At 54.0% G+C, this 25,234-nt stretch carries 25 protein-coding genes; 10 read left to right on the top strand and 15 right to left on the bottom strand.

Going from position 1 to position 25,234, the window contains the following annotated elements; all coding sequences use genetic code 11:
- Positions 1–16 precede the first annotated feature (16 nt).
- Together ymiC and acnA are read left to right on the top strand one after the other, a co-directional pair.
- Positions 17–115: a small membrane protein YmiC gene (gene ymiC / locus BFV63_RS23415; protein ID WP_032103392.1), complete on the top strand. Its 99-nt coding sequence runs from the start codon at positions 17–19 to the stop codon at positions 113–115.
- Positions 116–280: 165 nt separating this feature from the next.
- On the top strand, positions 281–2,956 hold the full coding sequence (acnA, locus tag BFV63_RS12200) for an aconitate hydratase AcnA (protein WP_048240661.1): 2,676 nt from the start codon (positions 281–283) through the stop codon (positions 2,954–2,956).
- A 36-nt stretch (positions 2,957–2,992) separates the two neighbouring features.
- On the opposite strand, the gene ribA is transcribed toward acnA, so the two are convergent.
- Entirely contained in the window at positions 2,993–3,583 is a 591-nt protein-coding gene (ribA, locus tag BFV63_RS12195; RefSeq protein ID WP_003856813.1) for a GTP cyclohydrolase II, read from the bottom strand.
- 197 nt (positions 3,584–3,780) lie between these two features.
- Between ribA and pgpB the strand changes: the two genes are divergently transcribed.
- The 5 genes from pgpB to yciH all read left to right on the top strand — a co-directional run bounded on the left by pgpB (position 3,781) and on the right by yciH (position 7,429).
- Positions 3,781–4,548, top strand: coding sequence for a phosphatidylglycerophosphatase B (gene pgpB, locus BFV63_RS12190; RefSeq protein ID WP_069597606.1), 768 nt, complete (start codon positions 3,781–3,783; stop codon positions 4,546–4,548).
- A gap of 148 nt (positions 4,549–4,696) precedes the next feature.
- Positions 4,697–5,005: a LapA family protein gene (locus tag BFV63_RS12185; protein WP_003856817.1), complete on the top strand. Its 309-nt coding sequence runs from the start codon at positions 4,697–4,699 to the stop codon at positions 5,003–5,005.
- A 6-nt stretch (positions 5,006–5,011) separates the two neighbouring features.
- Positions 5,012–6,181 (top strand): lipopolysaccharide assembly protein LapB, encoded by a 1,170-nt coding sequence (lapB, locus tag BFV63_RS12180; RefSeq protein ID WP_003856819.1) that lies wholly within the window; start codon positions 5,012–5,014, stop codon positions 6,179–6,181.
- 184 nt (positions 6,182–6,365) lie between these two features.
- Positions 6,366–7,103: an orotidine-5'-phosphate decarboxylase gene (gene pyrF / locus BFV63_RS12175; protein WP_003856820.1), complete on the top strand. Its 738-nt coding sequence runs from the start codon at positions 6,366–6,368 to the stop codon at positions 7,101–7,103.
- Complete coding sequence (gene yciH / locus BFV63_RS12170) at positions 7,103–7,429, top strand: stress response translation initiation inhibitor YciH (protein ID WP_003856822.1); 327 nt, start codon at positions 7,103–7,105, stop codon at positions 7,427–7,429. Before pyrF ends, yciH begins: the two co-directional genes overlap by 1 nt.
- 104 nt (positions 7,430–7,533) lie before the next feature.
- Here yciH and osmB read toward each other — a convergent pair whose 3' ends face one another.
- The 3 genes from osmB to BFV63_RS12155 all read right to left on the bottom strand — a co-directional run bounded on the left by osmB (position 7,534) and on the right by BFV63_RS12155 (position 8,987).
- Positions 7,534–7,752 carry an osmotically-inducible lipoprotein OsmB gene (gene osmB, locus BFV63_RS12165; RefSeq protein WP_003856823.1) on the bottom strand — a complete coding sequence of 73 codons (219 nt, stop codon included), beginning with the start codon at positions 7,750–7,752 and terminating at the stop codon, positions 7,534–7,536.
- Positions 7,753–8,014: 262 nt separating this feature from the next.
- A complete protein-coding gene (gene yciT, locus BFV63_RS12160; RefSeq protein WP_003856824.1) occupies positions 8,015–8,767 on the bottom strand; it encodes a DNA-binding transcriptional regulator YciT in 753 nt (250 codons plus the stop codon).
- A gap of 37 nt (positions 8,768–8,804) precedes the next feature.
- Positions 8,805–8,987, bottom strand: coding sequence for a YciZ family protein (locus tag BFV63_RS12155; RefSeq protein ID WP_003856825.1), 183 nt, complete (start codon positions 8,985–8,987; stop codon positions 8,805–8,807).
- A 191-nt stretch (positions 8,988–9,178) separates the two neighbouring features.
- Between BFV63_RS12155 and BFV63_RS12150 the strand changes: the two genes are divergently transcribed.
- Complete coding sequence (locus BFV63_RS12150) at positions 9,179–10,048, top strand: crotonase/enoyl-CoA hydratase family protein (RefSeq protein ID WP_003856826.1); 870 nt, start codon at positions 9,179–9,181, stop codon at positions 10,046–10,048.
- Here BFV63_RS12150 and pdeR read toward each other — a convergent pair.
- The 4 genes from pdeR to fabI form a co-directional block, all read right to left on the bottom strand.
- Complete coding sequence (gene pdeR / locus BFV63_RS12145; protein ID WP_003856827.1) at positions 10,045–12,036, bottom strand: cyclic di-GMP phosphodiesterase; 1,992 nt, start codon at positions 12,034–12,036, stop codon at positions 10,045–10,047. The genes BFV63_RS12150 and pdeR overlap by 4 nt on opposite strands.
- A gap of 204 nt (positions 12,037–12,240) precedes the next feature.
- Positions 12,241–14,175, bottom strand: coding sequence for an exoribonuclease II (locus BFV63_RS12140; protein WP_048240663.1), 1,935 nt, complete (start codon positions 14,173–14,175; stop codon positions 12,241–12,243).
- Positions 14,176–14,263: 88 nt separating this feature from the next.
- On the bottom strand, positions 14,264–15,250 hold the full coding sequence (locus BFV63_RS12135; RefSeq protein WP_045333123.1) for a CMD domain-containing protein: 987 nt from the start codon (positions 15,248–15,250) through the stop codon (positions 14,264–14,266).
- Positions 15,251–15,402: 152 nt separating this feature from the next.
- Positions 15,403–16,191 (bottom strand): enoyl-ACP reductase FabI, encoded by a 789-nt coding sequence (fabI, locus tag BFV63_RS12130; protein WP_003856831.1) that lies wholly within the window; start codon positions 16,189–16,191, stop codon positions 15,403–15,405.
- Positions 16,192–16,584: 393 nt separating this feature from the next.
- On the opposite strand from fabI, the gene BFV63_RS12125 reads away from it, so the two are divergent.
- The gene (locus BFV63_RS12125) at positions 16,585–17,925 is read left to right on the top strand and encodes a sensor domain-containing diguanylate cyclase (protein WP_032658628.1); all 1,341 of its coding nucleotides are present in this window, start codon (positions 16,585–16,587) and stop codon (positions 17,923–17,925) included.
- Between the two features lie 8 nt (positions 17,926–17,933).
- Here BFV63_RS12125 and BFV63_RS12120 read toward each other — a convergent pair whose 3' ends face one another.
- Positions 17,934–18,755, bottom strand: a complete 822-nt coding sequence (locus BFV63_RS12120; RefSeq protein WP_048240664.1) for a helix-turn-helix transcriptional regulator — start codon at positions 18,753–18,755, stop codon at positions 17,934–17,936.
- Between the two features lie 47 nt (positions 18,756–18,802).
- Entirely contained in the window at positions 18,803–19,204 is a 402-nt protein-coding gene (locus BFV63_RS12115; RefSeq protein WP_003856835.1) for a RidA family protein, read from the bottom strand.
- A gap of 132 nt (positions 19,205–19,336) precedes the next feature.
- Here BFV63_RS12115 and BFV63_RS12110 point away from each other — a divergent pair, with 132 nt between their 5' ends.
- Positions 19,337–19,927: a TetR/AcrR family transcriptional regulator gene (locus BFV63_RS12110; protein WP_069597540.1), complete on the top strand. Its 591-nt coding sequence runs from the start codon at positions 19,337–19,339 to the stop codon at positions 19,925–19,927.
- Here BFV63_RS12110 and sapF read toward each other — a convergent pair.
- From sapF to sapA, 5 genes are read right to left on the bottom strand one after another with little or no spacing between them, the layout of a single operon-like run.
- Entirely contained in the window at positions 19,924–20,730 is an 807-nt protein-coding gene (sapF, locus tag BFV63_RS12105) for a putrescine export ABC transporter ATP-binding protein SapF (RefSeq protein WP_003856838.1), read from the bottom strand. The two genes, BFV63_RS12110 and sapF, sit on opposite strands and share 4 nt — an antisense overlap.
- Position 20,731: 1 nt before the next feature.
- Positions 20,732–21,724 (bottom strand): putrescine export ABC transporter ATP-binding protein SapD, encoded by a 993-nt coding sequence (gene sapD, locus BFV63_RS12100; protein WP_003856840.1) that lies wholly within the window; start codon positions 21,722–21,724, stop codon positions 20,732–20,734.
- The gene (gene sapC, locus BFV63_RS12095; protein ID WP_003856843.1) at positions 21,724–22,614 is read right to left on the bottom strand and encodes a putrescine export ABC transporter permease SapC; all 891 of its coding nucleotides are present in this window, start codon (positions 22,612–22,614) and stop codon (positions 21,724–21,726) included. Before sapC ends, sapD begins: the two co-directional genes overlap by 1 nt.
- Positions 22,601–23,566 carry a putrescine export ABC transporter permease SapB gene (gene sapB / locus BFV63_RS12090; RefSeq protein ID WP_003856845.1) on the bottom strand — a complete coding sequence of 322 codons (966 nt, stop codon included), beginning with the start codon at positions 23,564–23,566 and terminating at the stop codon, positions 22,601–22,603. The genes sapC and sapB overlap by 14 nt, the downstream gene beginning before the upstream one ends.
- Positions 23,563–25,203: an ABC transporter substrate-binding protein SapA gene (gene sapA / locus BFV63_RS12085; protein WP_003856847.1), complete on the bottom strand. Its 1,641-nt coding sequence runs from the start codon at positions 25,201–25,203 to the stop codon at positions 23,563–23,565. The genes sapB and sapA overlap by 4 nt, the downstream gene beginning before the upstream one ends.
- Positions 25,204–25,234 lie beyond the last annotated feature (31 nt).

The raw sequence follows: 25,234 nt of genomic DNA, 5'->3' as shown, positions 1-25,234 counted from the left end.
GTCTGGTGTCCCTATGATGAATAACATGACAACCGTAAAATACTGGTCATGGCTCGGCGTATTCTCAGCGTCGATCCTCTTCTGGTGTCAGCTCCTCTGGCTGGCCTTGCACTAAATCGTAAAACCTCGCCACGGCGGGGTTTTTTGTTTTATCCCTCGTGTTGGACCATTCCTAAATTTATCAATTTGGGTTGTTATCAAAACGTTACGACATCTTTGTGTTATCTTTAATTACAGCCCTGATGATTGTCAGGACATCCCTGTTTTTAAGGAGGAGCTTATGTCGTTAACCCTACGCGAAGCCAGTAAGGACACATTACAGGCGGAAAATAAAACCTGGCGCTACTATAGCTTACCGCTGGCTGCCAGAACGCTTGGGGACATTTCGCGGTTACCCAAGTCGTTGAAAGTCTTAATGGAAAACCTCTTGCGCTGGCAGGATGGCGACTCGGTTACCGAGGAGGATATCCAGGCTCTGGCAGGGTGGCTGAAGAATGCACATGCAGACAGAGAAATTGCCTATCGCCCGGCCAGGGTGCTGATGCAGGATTTCACCGGCGTACCAGCGGTTGTGGATTTGGCTGCCATGCGTGAAGCCGTTAAGCGTCTCGGGGGCGATACTGCTAAGGTTAACCCCCTGTCCCCGGTAGACCTCGTCATTGACCACTCCGTCACCGTCGATCACTTTGGTGACGACGATGCTTTCGGCGAAAACGTCCGTCTGGAGATGGAACGTAACCATGAACGCTACGTATTTCTGAAATGGGGTCAGCAGGCGTTCAGCCGCTTCAGCGTTGTTCCACCGGGCACCGGCATTTGTCACCAGGTCAACCTGGAATATCTCGGCAAAGCCGTCTGGAGTGAATTGCAGGATAAAGAGTGGGTGGCTTACCCGGATACGCTGGTGGGCACCGATTCACACACAACCATGATTAACGGCCTTGGCGTTCTGGGTTGGGGCGTCGGTGGTATTGAAGCGGAAGCGGCCATGCTCGGCCAGCCGGTATCAATGCTCATTCCCGATGTGGTGGGCTTTAAGCTGACCGGTAAATTGTCCGAAGGCATCACCGCCACGGATCTGGTTCTGACGGTCACCCAGATGCTGCGTAAGCATGGTGTGGTGGGTAAATTCGTTGAATTTTATGGCGATGGTCTTGATTCCTTGCCGCTGGCGGACCGGGCCACCATCGCCAACATGGCGCCGGAATATGGCGCGACCTGCGGCTTTTTCCCGATTGATAGCGTTACGCTGGAGTATATGCGCCTCAGTGGTCGCAGCGAGGAGCAGGTGGCTCTCGTTGAGGCCTACACCAAAGCGCAGGGCATGTGGCGTAACCCGGGTGACGAGCCGGTATTTACCAGTACGCTGGAACTGGATATGGGCACCGTTGAGGCAAGCCTCGCAGGGCCAAAACGTCCGCAGGACCGCGTCGCCCTGAGCAACGTTCCCAAAGCCTTTGCCGCCAGCAATGAGCTGGAGGTTAACGCCGCGCAAAAAGATCACCGTCCGGTGGACTATGTTCTGAACGGGCATCAGTATCAGCTTCCTGACGGCGCCGTGGTGATCGCCGCTATCACTTCCTGTACCAACACGTCCAACCCGAGTGTGTTAATGGCTGCCGGGCTGCTGGCAAAAAAAGCGGTAGAACTGGGGCTCAAGCCACAGCCATGGGTTAAAGCCTCTCTGGCGCCTGGTTCGAAAGTGGTTTCCGATTATCTGGCGCAGGCCAGACTCACGCCTTACCTCGACGAGCTGGGCTTCAACCTGGTGGGCTACGGCTGTACGACCTGTATCGGTAACTCTGGTCCACTGCCTGAGCCTATTGAAGTGGCGATCAGGCAGGGTGATTTGACCGTTGGCGCGGTACTTTCTGGTAACCGAAACTTTGAAGGGCGTATTCATCCGCTGGTGAAAACCAACTGGCTGGCCTCGCCGCCGCTGGTTGTAGCCTATGCGCTGGCCGGAAACATGAACATTAACCTGGCGACCGATCCGATTGGTCACGATCGCAAAAATGAACCGGTCTATCTGAAAGACATCTGGCCATCATCGCGTGAAATTGCGCGCGCGGTAGAGAAAGTTTCCACCGAGATGTTCCGCAAAGAGTATGCGGAAGTGTTCGAAGGCACAGCGGAATGGAAAGCGATCGACGTGGTGGGTTCCGATACCTATGACTGGCAGGATGATTCCACCTATATTCGCCTGTCGCCATTCTTCGACGAAATGCTGGCGGAGCCTGCACCGCTGAAAGATATTCACGGCGCGCGGATCCTGGCGATGCTGGGCGATTCCGTCACCACCGACCATATCTCTCCGGCGGGGAGCATCAAGGCGGACAGTCCGGCAGGTCGGTATCTGCAAAGCCGTGGCGTGGAACGTCGCGATTTCAACTCCTACGGTTCGCGCCGTGGTAACCACGAAGTGATGATGCGCGGGACCTTTGCCAACATCCGCATTCGCAATGAAATGGTTCCGGGCGTGGAAGGGGGCATGACGCGCCACCTGCCGGATACAGAGGTCATTTCAATTTATGACGCAGCCATGAAGTATCAGCAGGAGGGGACGCCGCTGGCCGTTATTGCCGGTAAAGAGTACGGCTCCGGTTCCAGTCGCGACTGGGCGGCAAAAGGTCCGCGTCTGCTCGGGGTTCGCGTGGTGATTGCCGAATCCTTTGAACGTATCCACCGCTCAAACCTGATCGGCATGGGGATCTTGCCGCTGGAGTTCCCGCAGGGCGTGACGCGTAAAACGCTGGGTCTGACCGGGGAAGAGCAGATTGATATCAGCGGTCTGCAAAATCTGCAACCGGGTAAAACCGTTCCGGTGAAATTAACGCGCGCAAATGGTACGACAGAAGTGCTGGATTGCCGGTGTCGTATTGATACGGCAACAGAGCTGACCTATTACCAGAACGACGGCATTTTACATTATGTAATTCGTAAGATGCTGGACTGATAAAATCGCCCGGCACATGTGCCGGGCGTTTTGCGTTTACTCGCTCAGCAGATGCCCCATTTTGGCGGCTTTAGTATCGAGGTAGTGCGCGTTTTTCGGGTTGCGGCCGACAATCAGCGGCACGCGTTCCACGATATTGATGCCCGCTTCAGTGAGGATTTCCACTTTCTTCGGGTTATTGGTCAACAGACGCACTTCGTCCACGCCCAGCAGCTTGAACATATCTGCGCACAGGGTGAAATCGCGCTCGTCAGCAGCAAAGCCGAGCTGATGGTTCGCTTCGACGGTATCGTAGCCCTGATCCTGCAACGCGTAGGCGCGGATTTTATTCAGCAGGCCAATATTGCGTCCTTCCTGACGGTGATACAGCAGAACGCCACGTCCTTCCTCTGCGATATGAGAAAGGGCGGCTTCAAGCTGGAAACCGCAGTCGCACCGCAGGCTGAACAGCGCGTCACCGGTCAGACACTCTGAATGAACGCGGGACAGCACCGGCGTTTGCCCCGAAATGTCGCCGAATACCAGGGCGACGTGATCTTGCCCGGTTGCCAGTTCTTCAAAACCCACCATCAGGAAATCGCCCCATGGGGTTGGCAGTTTGGCTTCTGCCACACGTTTAAGCTGCATGTGATTCTCCAGACCAGGCTGACACGTTTCGTGCCTTTGCCCCATTATGCTTTCTGTATTGGACTATTTTGCCACAAGCCCGGCAACTTCACCTAATCACCACCACGCTTTACAAACGTTAAACGCACAATCCGACATATCCACCTGAATGAAGAAATTCAGTTATGATTGTGGTGCTTAGTGAAAAAGGAGAGGACATGCTTTCGATTGCCAGACGAACGGCCGCAGGTGCCGCCGTATTGCTCGTTATACCCCTGGTCGTTTGGTTCTCCGGCTGGATGTGGCAGCCCGGACAAAACGAGACGTGGCTGAAAGCCCTATACTGGATAACCGAGACGGTCACCCAGCCGTGGGGGATTATTACACACGTGCTGCTCTGTGGCTGGTTCCTGTGGTGCCTGCGCTTTCGCCTTCGTGCGGCGCTGGTACTGTTTGCCATTCTCGGCGGGGCCATACTCATCGGGCAGGGGGTGAAGTCGTGGGTGAAAGATCGCGTGCAGGAACCCCGTCCTTTCGTCGTCTGGCTGGAAAAAACGCACCATGTTCCGGTGGATGAGTTCTACAATTTAAAGCGTAAAGATCGCGGTGCGCTGGTAAAGGAGCAACTTGCGGAACAGCAGGATATCCCGACCTTTTTACGCAAACACTGGCAAAAAGAGACCGGCTTTGCGTTTCCTTCCGGGCATACGATGTTTGCTGCCAGCTGGGCGCTACTTGGCGTAGGACTGCTGTGGCCGCGTCGGCGTATCCTCACGATTGCGATTTTGCTGGTCTGGGCGACAGGCGTAATGGGCAGCCGGATGCTGCTGGGGATGCACTGGCCGCGTGATTTGGTGGTGGCAACGCTGATCTCGTGGGTACTGGTGACGCTGGCGACCTGGCTTGCACAACGTTTTTGTGGACCCCTGACGCCGCCGCCGGAAGAGAAGGAAGAAATAGCCGAAAGGGAGTCTGGCGGAACCTGAAGGTTGATATTCCGCATTTTGACCATAAATCCATGTAGGGCGCATTACTTTTTCCATTTCGCGCCCGCCACTAAAATGGTAGCTTATAAGGCTGATTGCAGTGAGTTGAACACGCTTTATACGCTCGAACCACATAACGGGAAGTCATGTGAAATATTTACTCATTTTCTTACTGGTGTTGGCGATTTTTGTCATTTCAGTCACATTGGGCGCGCAAAACGATCAACAGGTAAGTTTCAACTATCTGCTGGCGCAGGGCGAGTACCGGGTGTCGAGCCTGCTGGCTGTGTTATTCGCGGCGGGGTTTGTCATCGGCTGGCTTGTATGCGGCCTGTTCTGGCTTAAGGTTCGTGTTTCTCTTGTTCGCGCTGAACGTAAAATTAAACGACTTGAACATCAACTTACGCCTGCGTCTGACATTCCGGCGAGCTCTGGTGTGCCGGTAGTCAAGGAATAATCGAATATGCTGGAGTTGTTGTTTCTGCTTTTGCCTGTCGCCGCAGCCTATGGCTGGTATATGGGCCGCAGAAGCGCGCAACAAACAAAACAGGATGAAGCAAACCGACTCTCCCGTGACTACGTAGCGGGGGTGAACTTCCTGCTGAGCAATCAGCAGGATAAAGCGGTGGATCTGTTCCTCGATATGCTTAAAGAGGATACCGGCACCGTTGAGGCGCATCTCACCCTGGGAAACCTGTTCCGCTCGCGCGGAGAGGTTGACCGTGCCATTCGTATCCACCAGACCTTGATGGAAAGCGCTTCGTTGACCTATGAGCAACGGTTGCTGGCCGTGCAGCAGCTTGGGCGGGATTACATGGCCGCGGGGCTTTACGATCGCGCCGAGGATATGTTCTCTCAGCTGGTGGATGAGACGGACTTCCGTATCGGTGCGCTTCAGCAGCTTCTGCAAATCTATCAGGCCACCAGCGACTGGCAAAAAGCGATTGATACCGCTGAACGGCTGGTCAAACTCGGCAAAGACAAACAGCGCGTCGAAATTGCCCACTTCTATTGCGAGCTGGCTCTCCAGCAGATGGGTAGCGATGACATGGATAAAGCCATGGCACTGTTAAAGAAAGGCGCAGCGGCCGATCGCAACAGCGCGCGCATCTCGATCATGATGGGGCGGGTCTTTATGGCTAACGGTGATTACGCCAAAGCCGTGGAGAGCCTGCTTCGCGTTATCGATCAGGATAAAGAGCTGGTCAGCGAAACGTTGGAAATGCTGCAAACCTGCTATCAGCAGCTCGGTAAGCAGGACGAGTGGGTTGCGTTTCTGCGTCGCTGTGTTGAAGAGAATACAGGTGCCACAGCCGAGCTGATGCTGTCAGATGTCGTCGAAGAGCATGAAGGGAGCGATACCGCCCAGGTATACATTACCCGTCAGTTGCAGCGTCATCCTACCATGCGTGTCTTCCATAAGCTGATGGATTACCACCTTAATGACGCAGAAGAAGGGCGCGCTAAAGAGAGCCTGATGGTGCTGCGAGACATGGTGGGTGAACAGGTGCGCAGCAAACCGCGCTATCGCTGCCAGAAATGCGGCTTCACCGCCTATTCGCTCTACTGGCATTGCCCTTCCTGCCGGGCGTGGTCCACCATTAAGCCAATCCGAGGTCTGGACGGACAGTAATTTTTTAAAACGCTGCACTTTAGTTACAACATACTAATGGTTACAGTAATTCCATCAGCACCGTGCGGTCTGGGGTTCAGCAGGAAAAGCATTCGATTCTGTTCATTTACCCCGAGGGCAGGTAGAATGCACGCCGTTTATCTGTTCCGCGCCGCTGCGCGCCCATAGACGAAAAGGGCTGGTCATGACGTCTGTTACATCCTCCACTTCCCGCGTAGTTACCGATTCTCCCGTAGTTGTTGCTCTGGATTACAATAACCGTGACGCCGCACTGGCCTTTGTTGATGGCATTGATCCCCGCGATTGCCGTCTGAAAGTAGGCAAAGAGATGTTTACGCTGTTCGGCCCACAAATCGTCCGCGATCTGCATCAACGTGGTTTCGACGTTTTCCTCGACCTGAAATTCCACGACATTCCAAATACCACTGCGCACGCCGTTGCTGCGGCAGCTGAACTCGGCGTGTGGATGGTTAACGTACATGCATCGGGCGGGGCACGCATGATGACGGCTGCGCGCGAAGCGCTGGTGCCGTTTGGTAATGACGCTCCGCTTCTGATCGCCGTCACCGTGCTGACCAGTATGGATGAATCCGACCTGCGCGACCTGGGTGTGACGTTGTCACCTGCCGAACATGCAGAGCGTCTGGCGCGCCTCACGCAACAGTGTGGTCTCGATGGCGTGGTCTGTTCGGCTCAGGAGGCGGTTCGCTTCAAATCTGAGTTAGGCCGCGATTTTAAACTGGTGACGCCAGGTATTCGTCCAGCAGGCAGCGAGTCAGGGGATCAGCGACGTATCATGACGCCAGAGCAGGCGCTGAGCGCGGGTGTAGACTATATGGTGATTGGTCGCCCGGTGACGCAATCCGCTCATCCGGCAGAGACCCTGAAAGCGATTAATGCATCACTGAAAAAGGGGGCATAATGCGTGACGCCAACAGTCGTCTGGTCTATTCAACGGATACCGGGCGCATTGAAGAGCCAAAAGAGAAAGCTGAACGTCCAAAAGGCGATGGTATCGTGCGAATTCAGCGCCAGACCAGCGGCAGAAAAGGGAAAGGCGTTTGCCTTGTCACCGGCATTGACCTGGATGATGCAGACCTGGTAAAGCTCGCCGCTGAGCTTAAAAAGAAGTGCGGATGCGGTGGGGCAGTAAAAGACGGCATTATTGAGATTCAGGGCGATAAACGAGATTTAATTAAAACGCTGCTGGAAGCCAAAGGAATGAAAGTCAAACTGGCGGGCGGCTAAAATAAATGAGCCACGGACATTGCCGTGGCTCTTTTTTTTACGTGCGTAAGTCAGACCTGAAAATACTTAATATATTATTATGCCGGTGAGAGCCGTTATGGTGATTATTTGCCCACCTGGTGACCGATAATACCACCTACGGCAGCACCACCTAATGTACCCAGCGTACTACCATCCGTTAATACTGCACCACCAAGCGCACCAGCACCGGCACCAATCGCGGTGTTACGGTCACGTTTAGACCAGTTAGAGCAAGCGCTCAGGGACATTGCTACAGTGATTGCCAGAACAGCGGCGGCTAATTTTTTGCTGGTAAAGGTCATAATACTTTCTCCTGAATTATCGATTCACGGAAAGGAATGCACTTTAAGTATAGACAATATCCATACTTAAATTCTGTTCCCGTGAAAGCTGGTCGCGCAGGCGTTTCATCATCACGCAGGTGATAGTCACTTCCTGTTATATCGCTAATACTAATTTTACGTGTTTAGAACGGTTTCAACAGGTAAAAACTCTTAAAGGAAGGGTCGGAATACTCTCAGAGAAAGGTTTAAGTGCGCCCATTATTCGGGCGCAGCAGGATAATCAGGCTGTTTTTTTTACAATATCGACAGTCAGACCGTCTTGTTCTAATTGCTGGCGATATTCATCACGCAAACGCTCATCCGTGATTACACGGCTGAAGCGCGAGGCCGGCCCCATCGTATAAGGGTGTACGGCGCCAAACTTAGAGCTGTCGGTCAGCACAATCGCTTCACACTCTTTGGCGAGTACGGCGTTAACCACGTCTGAACGCATCATGTCGCGGCCGGTAAAGCCGGTGTCGGGCTGCCAGCCATCAATACCTATGAATGCCTTACTGAAGTGAACTTGCTGAACATATTGGCGCGTTAATGGCCCCACCATGCTTTCGCTTTTCTTCTGGTAAATGCCGCCCAGCAGAATCACCTCGCAGCGAGTTTCCTTCAACAGATGGGCAATATAGCTGCTTACGGTGATGATGGTAACGTCTTTTTGATCGGCAAGCGTGCGCGCCAGAAGGGCGTTACTGCTGCCATTTTCAATAAAGACGGTCTCACCGTTATTCACCAGGGATGCAGCAAACTCCGCCAGCTCCCGCTTGAGCGCATAATTGTTCATCATGCGGGTTTCAACGTCGTCGCTGTCCAGTGGAACGGCATATCCGTGCGCACGCCGCAGGTAGCTCTGTTTTTCCAGAAGATTCAGATCCTGACGAATGGTGACTTCAGAAACGCCGGTGGCTTTAGCGAGATCGACCACGCTTACGCGTCCCTGATCGATCACCATCTGCAAAATGATTTGTTGTCGGGAGTTCATAGCATCCATTTAAAAGGCAAGGTCGGAAACGACGTGGTTACACTTCCCACGGGGCTTTAGGTTGAGTGGATTCTGGAGCGTTATCAGCGCCGTTCTCAGCCAGCAGTTCAGACTTGAGGATCTCAAGATTACGGATAGCAGAGTGATAATCGCCTGCGACAAGAATATCCAGCACAGTATCAATACGCTGCGCCACGGCTGTTGCATCAATGTTAGACATAAGCTCACCCTGAAGCGAAAAGTTAATATTATCAATGATGCAGAAAATTGATTCAAAAGAGAAGGTAAAAAATGCAATAACCAAAGCCCATAAATGAAAGTGATAAATTTAACCCCCGTCTGCTGCGGGTTGTAGGGGTGGATTAGTCTAAAACTGCGCGCAACGCGCTTTTTTATAAGAGGAATTCGACTATGACAGTTATCAACCAGACAACCTGCACATTGTTTACTGATGCTGAACGATTCACTCAACTGGCGGCTTATTATGAGGCCGAACGGCGTACGGTGTGGATGATGTTACGCGCCACGCCACGGCCTTGCTTCAACCATGCGCTGATCGAGGAGATCATGAATCTCTCCTGGCTGGTTCGACAGTCCGGATTTGTCGTTGATTTTTGGGTCACCGGATCGCTGGTCCCCGACATCTACAATACCGGCGGTGATTTACAGTTCTTCGTTGAGTGCATCAAAAACAACCGACGCGAAGCGTTACGCGCCTATGCCCGGGCCTGTGTGGACTGCGTTCATGCCGCCTCGCGAGGGTTTGATACCGGCGCTGTCACGCTGGCTATGGTGGAAGGAAGCGCTTTAGGGGGCGGGTTTGAAGCCGCGCTGGCGCATCATTTCATTCTGGCCCAGCGCGATGCCCGATTAGGCTTTCCGGAAATCGCGTTCAATCTGTTCCCGGGCATGGGCGGCTATTCACTGGTGGCGCGTCGTGCCGGCATGAAAATGGCGGAGGCGCTGATCTACAAAGGTGAGACGCATACGGCGGAATGGTATGAGCAGCATGGTCTTGTGGATCTCTTATTTGAGCCGTTACAGAGCTATGTTTCGGTGCGGACGTTTATCGACACGCTACAGCCGAAGCTGAACGGCGTAAGGGCCATGCTGCGTGCACGTACGCGCGTGCTGCCACTTCCGCGAAGCGAGTTGATGGACATTACTGAGGATTGGGTTGATGCCGCCTTCTGCCTTGAACCGAAGGATATCGCCTACATGGAGCGGCTGGTTATGCTGCAAAATCGCCATCAGGCGACGGGCTTACGCAAAGCCAGCTAACGGACATTCCTGGCCTGATAACGTTTTAGCCATCGCTCGAATGCGGCAGCGGGCATGGGCTTAGCAAAAAGATAACCCTGCCGTTCGTTGACGCCATTCTTCGTCAGAAAGGCGTCTTCTTTTGCACTTTCCACCCCTTCAGCAATGACCTGCAAATTTAACGCCTGCGCCACGGCGACTATCGCACGCACCAGCGACTGTGAAATGGACTGCTTATGGATATCCCGCACGAAAGACTGGTCAAGCTTAATGGCATCGATAGGGAAGCGCGCCAGTTGCGACAGGGAAGAGTACCCCGTACCAAAGTCATCCAGATGAATTTGCGCTCCCAGGCGGCTAAATTGCTGGATCACTGACAGGGCCAGTTCTTCATTTTCAATGAGACAGCTTTCGGTCAATTCCACGTCAATCGGGCAGTATTCAAAATTCAGGTCTTTCAGCGCCTGCTTCAGGTCACTGAAGATGGTCTGGTCCGCCAGCTGACGGGCGGAGACGTTGACCGCGACGCGCATGTTGATCCCCTTGTCGCGCCATTTTGCTACCTGGCGCACCACATCAAGCATAACCCAGCGGCCCAGAGGCACAATCAGCCCTGATTCCTCGGCATAGGAGATAAACTCCATCGGCGGGATCAGGCCACGCTCTGGCGACTGCCAGCGCACCAGCGCCTCCAGACTTCTGACTTCGCCGCGCCAGGTCATTTTGGGCTGGTAGTGGATTAACAGCTGATCGTTATCCAGCGCTTTACGCAGGTTGGTATCCAGCCACAGGTATTCAAATACGCGCTGGTTCATCTCTGGCGAGAAGACGCAGAATTTGCCCCGGCCATTTTCTTTGGCGGTGTACATGGCGGTGTCGGCATTGCGAATGACGCTTTCGCGATCGTTACCGTGCTGGGGCGCAAGCGCGATGCCCAGCGAGCAGCCGGTGTAAACCTCAATCAGCCCGATGCGGAAAGGTTGACGCAGTCGGGTCAGTATTCGCGACGCCATCGCTTCCAGCGCGCCCTGCGAGGTATCGGTGGCCATCACGATAAACTCATCCCCACCCAGGCGCGCCAGGGTTTGTCCTTCGTCCAGGCAGCTCAGGATCGCCAGCGCAACGGCCTGTAGCAGCTGGTCGCCAAACATATGCCCATAGGCATCGTTCACTTTTTTAAAATTATCCAGATCGAGGTAAACTACGCCAACCTGCGTGTCACCCCGAGCGGTGATGGCATCAGAGATCAGCTCATGGATGGCATTTCGGTTAGGCAAACCGGTAATCGTATCCGTATTGGCGAGAACGCGCAGGCGCTCCTGGGCCCGACGCTCCTCGGTTATGTCGGTACCTGAACAGATGAGGAAAATTTCATTTTTTCCGCTGCCGCTGTGAACAAATTTATTTCTGAAGAGAAACAGGCGCTGCCCCTTGCGGGTCTTGATCCAGCGTTCAACTTCGTAGGAGCTGCCGTTACGAAAAAAACCGGTGATGTTGCGTTTGGAGGCCGCGGCTTCGCTGCGGCTCATAAACAGTTTGAACACGTTTTGCCCGATAACTTCCTGTTCCTTCAGGCCCGTATATTCTTCACTTAAACGGTTGAAGCGCTGAATATTCCCGTTCTGGTCGAGGATCACAATCACGGAGTTAGCCTCGGAAACTACCTGTTCGGCGAAGGAGAGCCCCTGCGCCAGGTCGCGCGCAACGGAAGGGGTATCGTTCCAGGCTGATGCCGTTCCTGCCCACTCATTTTTGTTAATTTTACGGCCGACAAGATGAACGGGAACGTCCACACCGTACAAAGGCAGGGTCATGGCAATGCTGGAGGTGATTACGGTGAGCTGGCGGATCAGCGCGGCCTGTTCATCATCCAGCGCAACCACCTGAATGATGTCAGCGCTTTCACTGGCAGCAAGATGCAGAGCATTGCTGTCTGCTGTCAGTCGCCACCAGGGGCTATGCGTACCCATGTAACGAAACAGCAAATTCTGCTCCAGATCGTCCATCACGTTTTCTCCCGCGGCTGCTGAGTAGCGCACAAATTATTCATTTGCAGTCGACAATGACGGCTCTCTTTTACTGTAGATAATTCTGGAGAAATGTGGCGTTGGGAAACAGAAAAGTGTGAGAAAAAACGATGATTTTGCGGGAGATAATTCAGGAGAGAACTCCCGGCCACCCCTTAACGGAACGGCCAGAAGTTTACGCGGTTATCAGGCGACAGGGCGCGCGATAATACTGCGGGTTTCCATGCGCACTTCAGCGATGGTGACATCAATCACGTCAGTGACCTTGTAAACCGTTTCGCCTTTAATTTGCACGGTCCCGTTTTCCTGGCTACAAACCAGTTCGTCGCGGACGGCATGCAGGAACGGGGCAGGAATAAAGGCAACGGCGCCATTATCCACCAGGCGAACGCGCATACCGCCGCGGCTGATGTCAATGATTTCAGCCGGGAAACGGGTATCAGTCCCTGCCTTATCATTCAGGAAGCGCGCGTACAACCAGTCGCCGACATCACGCTCCGCCATACGGTTGAGACGGCGACGTTCTGCCATCTGCAATGTCGTACCATCCTGTGGGCGGGCAACAGATTCCCCTTTGATGATCGCTTTCAGCAGACGATGGTTAACCATGTCGCCGTACTTACGGATCGGGGAGGTCCAGGTCGCATAAGCCTCAAGGCCAAGGCCGAAGTGCGGGCCAGGCTCGGTGCTGATTTCCGCAAAGGACTGGAAGCGGCGAATACGGCTGTCGAGGAACCCTGACGGCTGTGCGTCCAGCTCGCGGCGCAGTTTGCAGAAACCTTGCAGGGTCAGCACTTCCTCAGGATCGACGTGTACGTCATGGGTTTTCAGCAGGGCAGCCAGCGCTTCGGTGTTCGCCGGATCAAACCCGGTGTGCACGTTGTAAATGCCAAAGCCTAATTTGTCGCGCAGCACGCGTGCAGCACATATGTTGGCGGAAATCATCGCTTCTTCAACGATGCGGTTGGCAATACGGCGCGGCTCAGCGACGATATTCAGCACTTCACCTTTTTCACCCAGCACAAAACGGTAGTCCGGACGATCTTTGAAGACCAGCGCGTGAGTTTGACGCCATTCGCTGCGGCTCAGGCAGACGCGGTGCAACAGACGAATTTGTGCGGCAATGTTGTCCGACTCGGGTTTCCAGTTGCCCGTGTTCTCCAGCCAGTCGGACACGTCGTCATAGGCCAGCTTGGCTTTGGATTCGATGGTGGCGGCGAAGAATTCAATATCTTCTTCAATGGTACCGTCAGCCGCAATGGTCATCCGACATGCCAGCACCGGACGTACTTCATGCGCACGCAGCGAACAAAGATCGTCGGAAAGTTCACGCGGCAACATCGGAATGTTAAAGCCCGGCAGGTAGTTGGTGAACGAGCGCACTTTGGCCATCTCGTCCAGCCTGCTGCCTTCGACAATCCATGCGGTAGGGTCGGCGATGGCGACGGTCAGATGCAGTTTGCCATCGACTGTCTCTTCGGCATACAGCGCATCGTCCATATCCTCGGTGCTGGCGCTGTCAATGGTGACAAAGTCCAGCGCCGTCAGATCGCGACGTTCCAGACCTTCGTCCTGCATTTCAGTCGCCACGCCATCAGGCGCTTCTTTTTCGAGATTGTGGCGCGCCAGCGTCACCCACCATGGGACGAAATGGTCGTCGCCGAAGGTAATGTATTGGGTAAGCTCGGCGTAGAAACCGCGATCGCCTTTTAAAGGATGACGGCGCATCTCAGCAACCGCCCAGTCACCCTCAACAAAATCATGCTCAACGCCACGCGCGGCGCGGCACGGAATAGCATCTTTCAGGAAAGGATGGTCCGGCACGACGGAAAGACGATCGTCTTTTTTATGCACTTTCCCGACAAAGCGGGTCAGGAAAGGTTCGATCAGTGCTTCCGGCTCGGCAGACTCTCGTTCCTTTTCGGTATGAATAACGGCCGAAATACGGTCGCCATGCATCACTTTCTTCATCTGAGGAGGCGGAATGAAGTAGCTCTTCTGCCCATCAACTTCAAGAAAGCCAAAGCCCTTTTCCGTGGCTTTTACGACCCCTTCTGCACGCGGCGTCTGGGAATGCAGTTGCTGTTTAAGCTGCGCTAGCAGCGGGTTGTCCTGAAACATAATGTTCTATTTTCGTAGCCATTGAGCGGCTGACAGTTTTACGCGAATCTCACTGCTACAGCAAGCGCTCTTTAGGTAAAGAGTATGGTTATTCCTCTTTGCCGAGCGCCACACGCAGACGGTCCAGCCAGCCATAAAATGCATCTCGGGTTAGCAGATTGATGGCCTTCTCTGGCGAGAGACCTGACCCGGTCAGGGGCGTTAACTGGGCGGCGCTAAAGCGATCCGGAGAGGCGACGAGCAGCGCACGAGCGGCTGAGATCATCGAAGACGCGGGGCCTTCACTTAGCGGATGGTTAAGCAGAATTTCGCCCGTCAGATTAAGCAGCATCGGCTCATGACACAGCACAGGGGTGAGCGCTTCAAGCGCCGGTTCCGCCTGCCAGCGTGAGAGCGCCTCAAGCTGAAGCGCACTGGCATATTTTAGCTCAACCGCGGGTAGCGTGGCGGTCCATCTGCTGAAGCTAACCGGCAGCGTATGGGGCTGAATGTGGTGCCCGGGCAACCAGCGTACCGGATGGCCAAGCAATGCCTGAAATACCGCGACCACTCGCGCCTGAAAACCGACAAAGCCGATGATCTGGTTGATAAGCACAATGTCATACGTTGTGAGTCCAACCTCATCAAGCTGGTTTTGGGCTTTGTCATCGATCACATCGGGTGAGCTTGCTAACTGGCGGGCATACTGGGTAATTTCTGCAAGGCGTCGATTGCTTTCCCGGGAGGAGTCCGGCCCCGGTAGAGGGGCGAGCAGGGCAGCGTAGTGGTTACAGAGCCGCTGAACACCACACGCCTGGGCAACCGTTAATGCCGTGCTCAGCCTGTCGTAGGCGCTGAGCGTATGCAGACGGCTCACGGGAGTATCAAGCGGGAACAAAAGATGACACAGGGTTCGGGCAGGCGCAAGCCAACCAGCACAGCTTGCGAGAATGTCATCGGGCAGGGCTAAATCGAGCAAAAAACGGTCGTCGACGTTAGCGGCTTCGGGCACCAGCGGCAGAACGTCCGTCTGCGAATGATTCGACTGGGTTTCATGATACCAGTGGCCTTTGCCGGAAAAACGGCGTTGTTCCATGGGCGTTCCTTGATCTCAAAATGGCGATCAATATCCTGGCGTAAGGCGGATGAGGGGAAAAATATTGTTAGGTGATAACAAATAGCAGAACGGAATAACGAGGAGCGGGGCGGTGAGAAACTCTCTTCCCTGGCGGGAAGAGAGTGACAAGCTTATTTGATTTCCAGCTCGTTCATTGCAGCGATGTTGAAGCCGCCGTCAACGTGAACCACTTCGCCGGAGATACCTGCGGAAAGGTCAGAGCACAGGAATGCCGCAGAGTTACCCACATCTTCGATGGTAACGGTACGACGAATCGGGGTAACCGCTTCGCAGTGTGCCAGCATTTTACGGAAATCTTTGATACCGGAAGCGGCCAGGGTACGGATTGGACCCGCAGAAATAGCGTTAACACGCACGCCTTCAGGACCCATTGCGTTCGCCATGTAGCGCACGTTGGCTTCCAGAGACGCTTTCGCCAGACCCATAACGTTGTAGTTAGGGATAGCACGTTCTGCGCCGAGGTAGGACAGGGTCAGCAGGGCTGCGCCCGGGTTCAGCATCGCGCGGCAGGATTTTGCCATTGCAACGAAGCTGTAGGAGCTGATGTCGTGGGCGATTTTGAAGCCATCACGGGTAACCGCGTTCACATAGTCGCCGTCCAGCTGGTCGCCAGGAGCGAAGCCGATGGAGTGAACAAAACCGTCGAATTTCGGCCATGCTTTTGCCAGTTCAGCAAACATGCCATCAATGCTTTCGTCTTGTGCAACGTCACATTCCAGAACAATGCTGGAACCCAGCTGCGCGGCAAATTCTTCAACACGGCCTTTCAGCTTGTCGTTCTGGTAGGTGAACGCCAGCTCAGCGCCTTCGCGATGCATTGCCTGTGCGATGCCGTATGCGATGGACAGTTTGCTGGCAACGCCAGTCACCAGAATGCGCTTACCGGAAAGAAAACCCATAGCTTTAATCCTTATATTCATTGCTTATTTTGCCTTGTAATTCATAGCGTTACAGGCAGTATTTCAAAATCATTCGAAATTAGCTCGAAATTATAGCCCACTCACAGCCCCATGTGTCACGATATTTCTCGCTCCTGCGCCGTGAATGGGCTCACGGAAGAGGTTGAACTGACTCTTCATCAGGCCGTTTCGTGTGTATCCCAGCAGTATATCACCGCACGCGGGGTTCGCCTCATCCAACCAGCGGGCACCGTGACGCCGCCCTCATGCTGATGTGTCCAGCGCCTTTTGCGCAAAATGATCCGTTTAGCCCTTTAAACGCTTTAAAATTGCGCGAGGGTCGATAACGGCTATGCCATTTTGCGTCTTTATCTGTGTGCGGTAAGAAGGAAGATGAAAAATATAACGTTGGCCGAAAAACTGATCATGCTGTCAGGTGCGGCGCTTTTTGCGCTTATGATCGCGGTGAACTCCTTTTGCGTGAATGATAATCCTGGTTTCAGGGTGCCTATGACCACCTATTTGATCGTCATGATTGCGCTGTTCTTTCTGGATACCATTATCTTTATTTTTATCCAGATGCTGTATGCCTCCGACCGATCGCGTTTTTCCTTATTCATTCTGAGCCTGGCATTTCTTAGTGGGCTGGTTTATTTCATTGAGACGATCATTGTCATTCAGCTTCCGGAGCATGCTGGTTTTACCCAGGCGGCAAAAACCAACGATACGGCGGTATTCTATTTTTTTCGGCAGCTGAGCTTTATCGTATTACTGGCGCTGGCGGTCCGTGTGGAAAAAATCACGATACGATCCACGCTCAGATTCCGAAATAAGATCAGCATGACGTTAGCATTAATGATGACACTGGTTATGTTTCCGATGCTGGCCCATTATCTCAGCAGCTACCATCCGGCCTGGACATTAACGATTGCAGCATACGAAGATGAACATCATTATCCTGTCTGGGATATCAGGTACGTAAACGTTCTGATCCTGCTCTGGTCGGCTTTACTTTGTTATATGATCTCTGTGACACGCCTGGCGTCCGGGATCTGGAACAGTATTATTGTGGTTTGCCTTTCCGCCATCGTTTACAATTTTTTCCTCTTACTGCTTGATACTTACAATCTGTCGCTCTGGTATATCAGCCGGGCAGTAGAGGTCCTCAGCAAATTATTTGTGATTTGTACCTTAATATTCCATGTCTTTAACCTGTTGAAAATTTTCGGCGATCGGGTTGATCGCGATCCGCTTACTCAGATCTACAACCGTAAATATTTTTATGAGGCACTTCCGCGGGTCCGCTCGCTCAGGACAGAAAAGGGGACCAGCATTATGATGCTGGACATCGACAACTTTAAGTCGATTAACGATAACTGGGGGCATCTTGTGGGGGATCGCGTGATTCTGGCGGTCGTGGATATTATCAAAGACAGCATTCGCGATAACGACATCTTTGCCCGACTGGGAGGCGAGGAATTTGGTCTGCTGCTGCCGGATACCGACGGTAAGCAGGCTATGGCCGTCGCGGAGCGTATTCGCCAGAACGTTCAACAGCGCACCGGGCCGGGCTATCATTATGCTCTCCCTGTAAAGGTCACATTAAGTATCGGCGTGTGCTCAGCCATTCAGAATAACGTCAACGGCAATGATATTATGCGTGACGTGGACGAGGCGTTGTATGAGGCTAAGCACAACGGTAAAAACAGAATTGTTACCAGACAGGCTGAATGAAGCTGAGGTTACAGGATGGGGATGAAAACATCAAAATCGACAGACTCGTCGCTGTACCCATTAATTTTCATCAGGTAAATACCGTCGCGCAACGTCAGGCGTTGATTTACCATCGCCTTAACGAAGGCAATCTTGTTAAACGCGCTGTAGATTTCCCAGCTACCGCTAAAGGGCATTCTTGCGTATCTCCCACGCACAATGCAGGATTTTTTATTTGTCACCGTGTCGCTTTGTAACGCGTACGATATTAATACCTCGACCAGATACGATCGGCTTTTGCCTAACTCGGGGCGGCGGGGCATCAGAATAATTTTATCGATATCATGGCGGTTTTCTGTCAGGAGCTTTTTGATTTTTTTAGTAATATCATGCACTGAGGTATCAAAAAGATGATCGTGTTCGATAATTTCATACGTATAGATAAACGTTTCATCCAGATAGCAGACCTCGAGCTCAGGCGTTTCATGTTCGCTTAATAAAAAAGAGGGCTGTAAGATGTCAAAATTCCACCCTCTGGCACATCTGTACTCAGAGGGTGTCAGCCCCATCATTTTTTTAAAGGCTCTGGAAAATCCCTGACTGCTCTGGTAATGGAATAAATACGCAATATCCGTCACCGGAATCGACGTCATTCTCAGCATAATGGCGGCACGGCTTAACCTCCGTCGGAGAATATATTCACCTAAAGAGAGCCGATACTTCTCTTTAAACCATGTTTCGATGGTTCTTCTGCTGTATCCAATATCTGCAACCAAATCACCAATGTGTAAAATAGTAAAGTTATTTTCTTCTACCCAGGAGAGAATATAGTTGCTGATGCTGTCTTTCATTTGTGCGTCAGTGATAGCTTAACGGTAAATCAGTTTACTGCCAGATGTTAATTCGCGGGCGTAGGGATCCTGGCGATAACCTTAATTTCGAAATCAAAACCCGCAAGCCAGTTAACGCCTATTGCTGTCCAGTTTGGGTAAGGGGGGTGCGGAAACGCCAGTTTTTTCGCCTCCATGATGGCGGGGAACTGGTTTTCAGGATCGGTATGAAATGTCGTGACATCAATCAGATCGTCAAAAGTACACCCTGCGGCTGCCAGAGTCGCCCGTAAATTATCGAACGCCAGCTGCACCTGAGCGGGGAAGTCGGGTTCAGGTGTGCCATCGCTGCGGCTGCCAACCTGACCGGAAACAAATAACAGATCGCCAGAGCGGATTGCTGCTGAATAGCCATGCTCTTCATAGAGGGCATGTCGATTAGCCGGAAAGACGGGGTCACGTGGATGCATGGCTTTTCCTTTTCTGTCAGAGGTATTGTTGTGCTTACGCAGTAGAAGTAACATACGCGATGTATGTCAAAAATGTAATCCACATACGCCGCGTATGTCAAATTATAATTACCGCTTAATGAAGGAAGTCCCATGGCTACAAAACGTCGTGCTGAAACGGCCCAGGAAAATCGCGAGAGAATGATTCAGGCGGCGCGGAAGGCATTTGCTGAAAAAGGCTATGCCGCAGCGTCAATGGATGAACTCACGGCAAGCGTGGGGTTAACACGCGGCGCGCTATATCATAATTTCAACGACAAGAAGGGATTACTGGCGGCGGTGGTCGCGCAGATAGACAGCGAAATGGCAGCAAACGCGAAAGCGATTGCCGCCGCCGCCGATGATGACTGGGAGCGACTGCTGGCGGAGGGCATCGCCTATATCAAAATGGCGCTCGTTCCGGAAGTTCAGCGTATCGTCCTTCTTGACGGCCCGGCTGTTCTGGGTGACCCGGCGCAATGGCCCAGCCAGAACAACTGCCTTGAGTCGACCCGTCAGACCATCGAAAAAATGATGGAGTGCAACGTAATCAAAAAGATGGATGCCAGAGTCGCAGCCCATCTGCTGAACGGCGCTGCGCTGAATGCGGCTCTGCTGATTGCCGCGAGTGATGAACCGCAGAAGACCCTTCCGCATGCTATAGAGGTGTTTACTCTGCTGGCAAGCGGGTTACGCAACGGCTAACGATCTTTACGCCACGCGTCCGCCGTCAATGCTTCACCAAAGTGTCCGGCAATCAGGCGTTTTGTCAGGTCATGGAGCGGGGAGGCCAGTACGTCAGCGGTACTGCCGCGCTCGACCACTTCTCCCTGGTGCATTACCAGCACCTGGTCGCTGATGTGTTTCATCATGCCCAGGTGCTGAGTCACGTAAATATACGAGATCCCCTGCTTTTCCTGTAACTCCAGCATCAGGTTAATGAGCTGCGAACGCATCGACATATCCAGCGACGCCAGCGCTTCGTCGGCGATAATAACTTTCGGGCGCAGGATCAGCGCGCGGGCCAGACCGAGACGCTGTTTTTGGCCCGGGGCCAGCATGTGCGGGTAATAGCTGACATGGTCGGGCAGGAGGCCTACCAGACGCAGGGTTTCGACAATCCGTTTGCGACGCGCTTCCGGCTCCAGGTCGGTATTCAGCCGCAGCGGGAAATCCAGGATCTGGGAAATACGCTGGCGCGGGTTCAGGGACGTCGACGGATCCTGAAAAATCATCCGGATGCGCTGACTGCGAAAAGAATAGTCCCCAAATTCCAGAGGATGATCGTCAATCAGTATTTCACCGCCGCTTGGCTCGACCATGCCCGCGAGCATTTTTGCCAGGGTCGATTTGCCCGAGCCGTTTTCACCGATAATCGCCAGCGTCTGCTTTTCGCGCAGCGTAAAGCTCAGCGGTTTAACCGCCTCGACGGTCTGACGGTGAAACAGGCCGGTGCGATAGCGAAAGGTCTTACTCAGGTTACGTACTTCCAGTAAGGTTTCGACCATTTCACTCTCTCTCCATGTTCAGCGGGAAATGACAGGCAAACAGATGGTTTTTCGGCCCTGTCAGGCGCGGTGTTTCAATGCATTTACGCTGAGCATACGGGCAACGTGGTCCCAGACGGCAGCCAATGGGCAGCGATTCCAGCAGCGGTATCGCGCCAGGCAGCGTATTCAGACGGCTTTTGTGCGGCATCGCGCTGCCAAAGTCCGGGATCGCCCTGATCAGCGCCTGCGTGTAGGGATGATGTGGCGTCGTCACCAGGTCTTCACTTGGCGCGGTTTCTACCGTCTGGCCGCAATACATTACATCAATTTTATCCGCCCACTTGCTCAGCATTTGCAGGTCGTGGCTGATCAGCAAAATGGTGGTGTTGTTATTCTGGTTCAGACGCGTGAGCAGGCGGAAAATCTGCGCCTGGGTGGTTGGCTCCATCGCGTTCGTTGGTTCGTCCGCAATCAGCAGACGCGGCTGATTCGCCAGGGCGATGGCAATCATCACTTTCTGGCATTCACCGTCGGTCAGTTCGTAGGGGAAACTGCGCATCGCGTCTTTATGGTCTTTGATCCCGACACGGTGCAACAGCTCAATGGCACGGCGTTTGCGCCAGCCGAAACGCTGCCACCAGCGGCCTTTATAGGTCCAGCCGGGGATGTTCTGCATCAGCTGTTTCCCGACGCGCTCGGACGGATCGAGACAGGATTGCGGCTCCTGGAAAATCATCGAGACGTTATGGCCCACCAGTTTACGGCGTTCGCGCGGGGAGAGACGCAACAGATCGATATCGTCGAAGCGCATACGATCGGCGGTCACCCGCCAGTTGTCTTTCGCCACGCCGCAAATGGCCTTGGCGATCAGACTTTTCCCCGAACCCGATTCGCCCACCAGCCCGCGGATTTCGCCCTCTGCGAGCGTAATGCTGATGCGATCCACGGCCTTGACCCAGCCTTCGCCCGTTTTAATTTCTATCGTGAGGTTGCGGATATCGAGTAACGGCATTATTGCACCCCCGCATTGATTGCGCGGCGGATCCCGTCGCCCAGCAGGTTAACGAGCAGCACGCTCACCATGATGGCCGCGCCCGGCAGCATGACCGTCCACGGCGCAACGTAAATCAGCTCCAGCGCATCGCCGAGCATGGCGCCCCATTCCGGGGAGGGAAGCTGCGCGCCAAGGTCCAGGAAGCCCAGCGCTGCGATATCCAGAATCGCCATCGACAGGGCGCGGGTGATCTCCGTCACCAGCCCGGCGGCAATGTTAGGCAGCACGGCAAACCACAAAATATTAAACGTGGTGGCGCCATCCAGACGGGCGGCGACGACATACTCTTTTTCCAGCTCGTCGTGAACCAGGCTGTAAACCGAACGCACCATGCGCGGCAGAATGGCCAGCCAGACGGCGAACATCGCATGGGTGAGGTGCGGCCCCGCGAAGGCCACGACGATAATCGCCAGCAGCAGTGAAGGAATAGAGAGCAGGGTATCAAGAATATGGTTAAGCACGGCCGACCGCAGCCCGTGGGTTGAGCCGGCAAAAATGCCCAGCGCCAGGCCGCAGATCGCGGCAGCCAGGGTGACCACGAACGCGCCGCCTACCGTAGGTGCGGCGCCGCTCAGTAAACGACTTAGCACGTCGCGTCCGAGATCGTCAGTCCCCAGGAAGAACGAAACCTCCCCGTAACGCGACCACGACGGCGGTAAAAGCTGATAACCAAGGAACTGCTGATCGATGCCATACGGTGCAAACCACGAACCCAAAACGCACAGCAACACGAGGCCAATGCAGCCGTAAAAGCCGATCATCGCCGTGGTGTCGCCGTAAAAATTACGCCACACGGTACGTAGCGCACCGGGCGTGCGCTTTTCGCTGTAGACGTTATCGTAAGGCATACCATTCCTTATGCTTCAATGGGTTGGCCATGGCACCCAAAATATCGGAAACAACGTTAACAATAATGACCAGGGAGCCAATCACCATCACGCCGGCAGAGATCGCCGCGTAATCCTGCTGGCGAATGGCGTTGATCATCCAGCGTCCAAGGCCCGGCCAGCTGAAAACCATCTCGGTGATCATCGCCAGCGTCAGCATGGTTGAAAATTGCAGCCCAAGACGTGGGATTACGGGTGGCAACGCATTGTGCAGCACATGGCGACGGAGAATCGTCAGGCGAGACAGTCCGCGCGTGGCGGCGGCCTTCACATAGTTTTGATCGAAGACGTCGATAGTGCTGATACGCATCAGGCGAATTACTTCGGTCGTCGGCGCGACGGCCAGCGTGAGCACCGGCAGCACCATGTGGCGCAGCGCGCTCACGATCATTTCGTCGCGCCAGACTGAATCAGAAAGCCAGGCGTCAACGATGGCGAAGCCGCTCACCGTTTGCACGTTATACAGCAGATCAAAACGGCCAGATACCGGCAGCCAGCCTAACGTCAGTGAGAAGAAGAGGGTAAGCAGTAGCGCCAGCCAGAAAACAGGGATGGAAAAGCCAATTAAGGCAAGCGCGCTGATGAATTTATCCTGCCACTTATTACGATAAATGCCCGCCAGCATCCCCACCGGGATCCCCACCATGAGGGCAAAGCCAAAGGCGAGTACACACAGCTCCATGGTGGCCGGGAAAACCACTTTCAGCTGCTCGGAGATGAGCTGTCCGTTAATGCTGGACACGCCAAAATCCCAGTGTAGCAGGCCATTAAACCAGAACAGCCAGGCGTCCCAGAGGGATGAGCCCTGAAGCGGGGCGTGCGGCGTAAAGTAGCTCAGGCTAAAGCCGACAAAGGTCAGGAAGAACAGGGTGACCAGCAGTAACAGCAGCCGACGCAAGGTAAATATAATCATGGTTTCTTCACCTCTTGTTCTTTCTCACGGGTGACGCCCGCGAAGGAGGCGTTACCAAACGGGCTGAGTACCAGCCCTTTAATATCGTAACGGTAGGCCTGGAGGCGCAGGGAAGAGGCAAGCGGCAACACGGGAAGTTCTCTGGCCAGAATATTTTGCGCTTCATCATAGGCCTCAATGCGTGAGGCAAGCTGTTGAGACGCCAACGCTTTTTGCAGCACGGCATCAAATTCCCGGTTACACCAGTGGGCGTAGTTGGTCTGGGAGTTGATTGCCGCACAGCTCAGCAGAGGACGGAAGAAGCTGTCCGGGTCGTTACTGTCGGTGGACCAGCCAGCCAGCGTTAAGTCGTGATTCATGTCCATCAGACGCGCCTCCTGGAAACGGCCTTCGACAGGCACGATGATCACCTTAACGCCCACCTGCGCCATATCAGCCTGCAACAGCTCAGCCGTTTTAAGCGGGCTGGGGTTCCACGCCTGAGAGCTGGTGGGCACCCACAGCTGTAGCGTCAGGTTTTCTGCCCCCAGCGCTTTAAGCTGTTCGCGCGCTTTCGCCGGATTATATTCGGTAATCTTCGCCTCGCCGTCATAGGCCCAGGAGGCGCGCGGAAGAATAGAGGCGGCGGTTTCCGCGGTCCCGTAGTAAATCGACTGCATCAGACGCTGATTGTTGATCGCTAACGCCAGCGCATGGCGCACGGCCGGATTATTCAGCGGCGGCTTATCGGTGTTAAACGCCAGATAAGCGATGTTCATTCCCGGGCGCAGTGTCAGGCGCAGGCGTGGGTCGTCGCGCAAAATGGTCAACTGGCTGGCCGCAGGCCAGGCAAGCACGTCGCACTCGCCGGTCAGCAGTTTGGAGAGTCGGCCTGTTCCACCTGAACCCAGATCGACAATGACCTGCGGCATCAGCGGTTTGCCGCGCCAGAAACGATCGTGGCGTTGCAGGCGAATGTATTGTCCGGCGCGGTACTCTGCTAACTGGAACGGACCTGTGCCCACAGGCTCACGATCGAGACGTTCCTGACGATCCTTTTTCGTCAGCTGATCTGCGTATTCGGCTGACATGACCGAGGCGTAGTGCGTCGCCAGATGCCAGAGGAAGGAGGCGTCCGGGCGCGTCAGGCGAAACTCAACCGTGCGGTTATCCAGCTTACGAACGCTTTTGACCGAGTCCGCGAATTGCAGACTGTCGAAATAGGGGAAGTTCCCGCCATTAACGTTATGCCACGGATGATTGCGGTTGAATATGCGCTGGAAGGTGAAAACCACGTCATCCGCGTTGAGTTTACGGGTTGGCGTAAACCACGGGGTGTGCTGAAAGGCGACATCATCGCGTAGACGAAAGCGGTATGTAGCGCCGTTATCAAGCACTTCCCAACTTTCAGCAAGCTCCGGAACCAGCCGATAGGTATAAGGATCGACGTCGAGCAGGCGATCGTAGAGCTGTGCGGCCAGCGTATCAACAATCAGGCCGCTCCCCGCTTTTTGTGGGTTAAAGGTATCAACTTGCCCGCTGACGCAATAGACGAAACCACTCTCTCGGATATCAGGGGGCACAGCGCGATCGGGCGCAGCAAAGGCCAGATTGCTGAACAGACCGAGTGCAAACAGGGACGATAAAACCAGGCGCATAGTTTTTAAGGTTTTTAGATTCGATCTGCAA

Origin of the sequence: Enterobacter hormaechei subsp. xiangfangensis (assembly GCF_001729785.1) — a bacterium.
Classification (GTDB): domain Bacteria; phylum Pseudomonadota; class Gammaproteobacteria; order Enterobacterales; family Enterobacteriaceae; genus Enterobacter; species Enterobacter hormaechei_C.
This window is presented reverse-complemented; position numbering and strand designations above follow the sequence as displayed.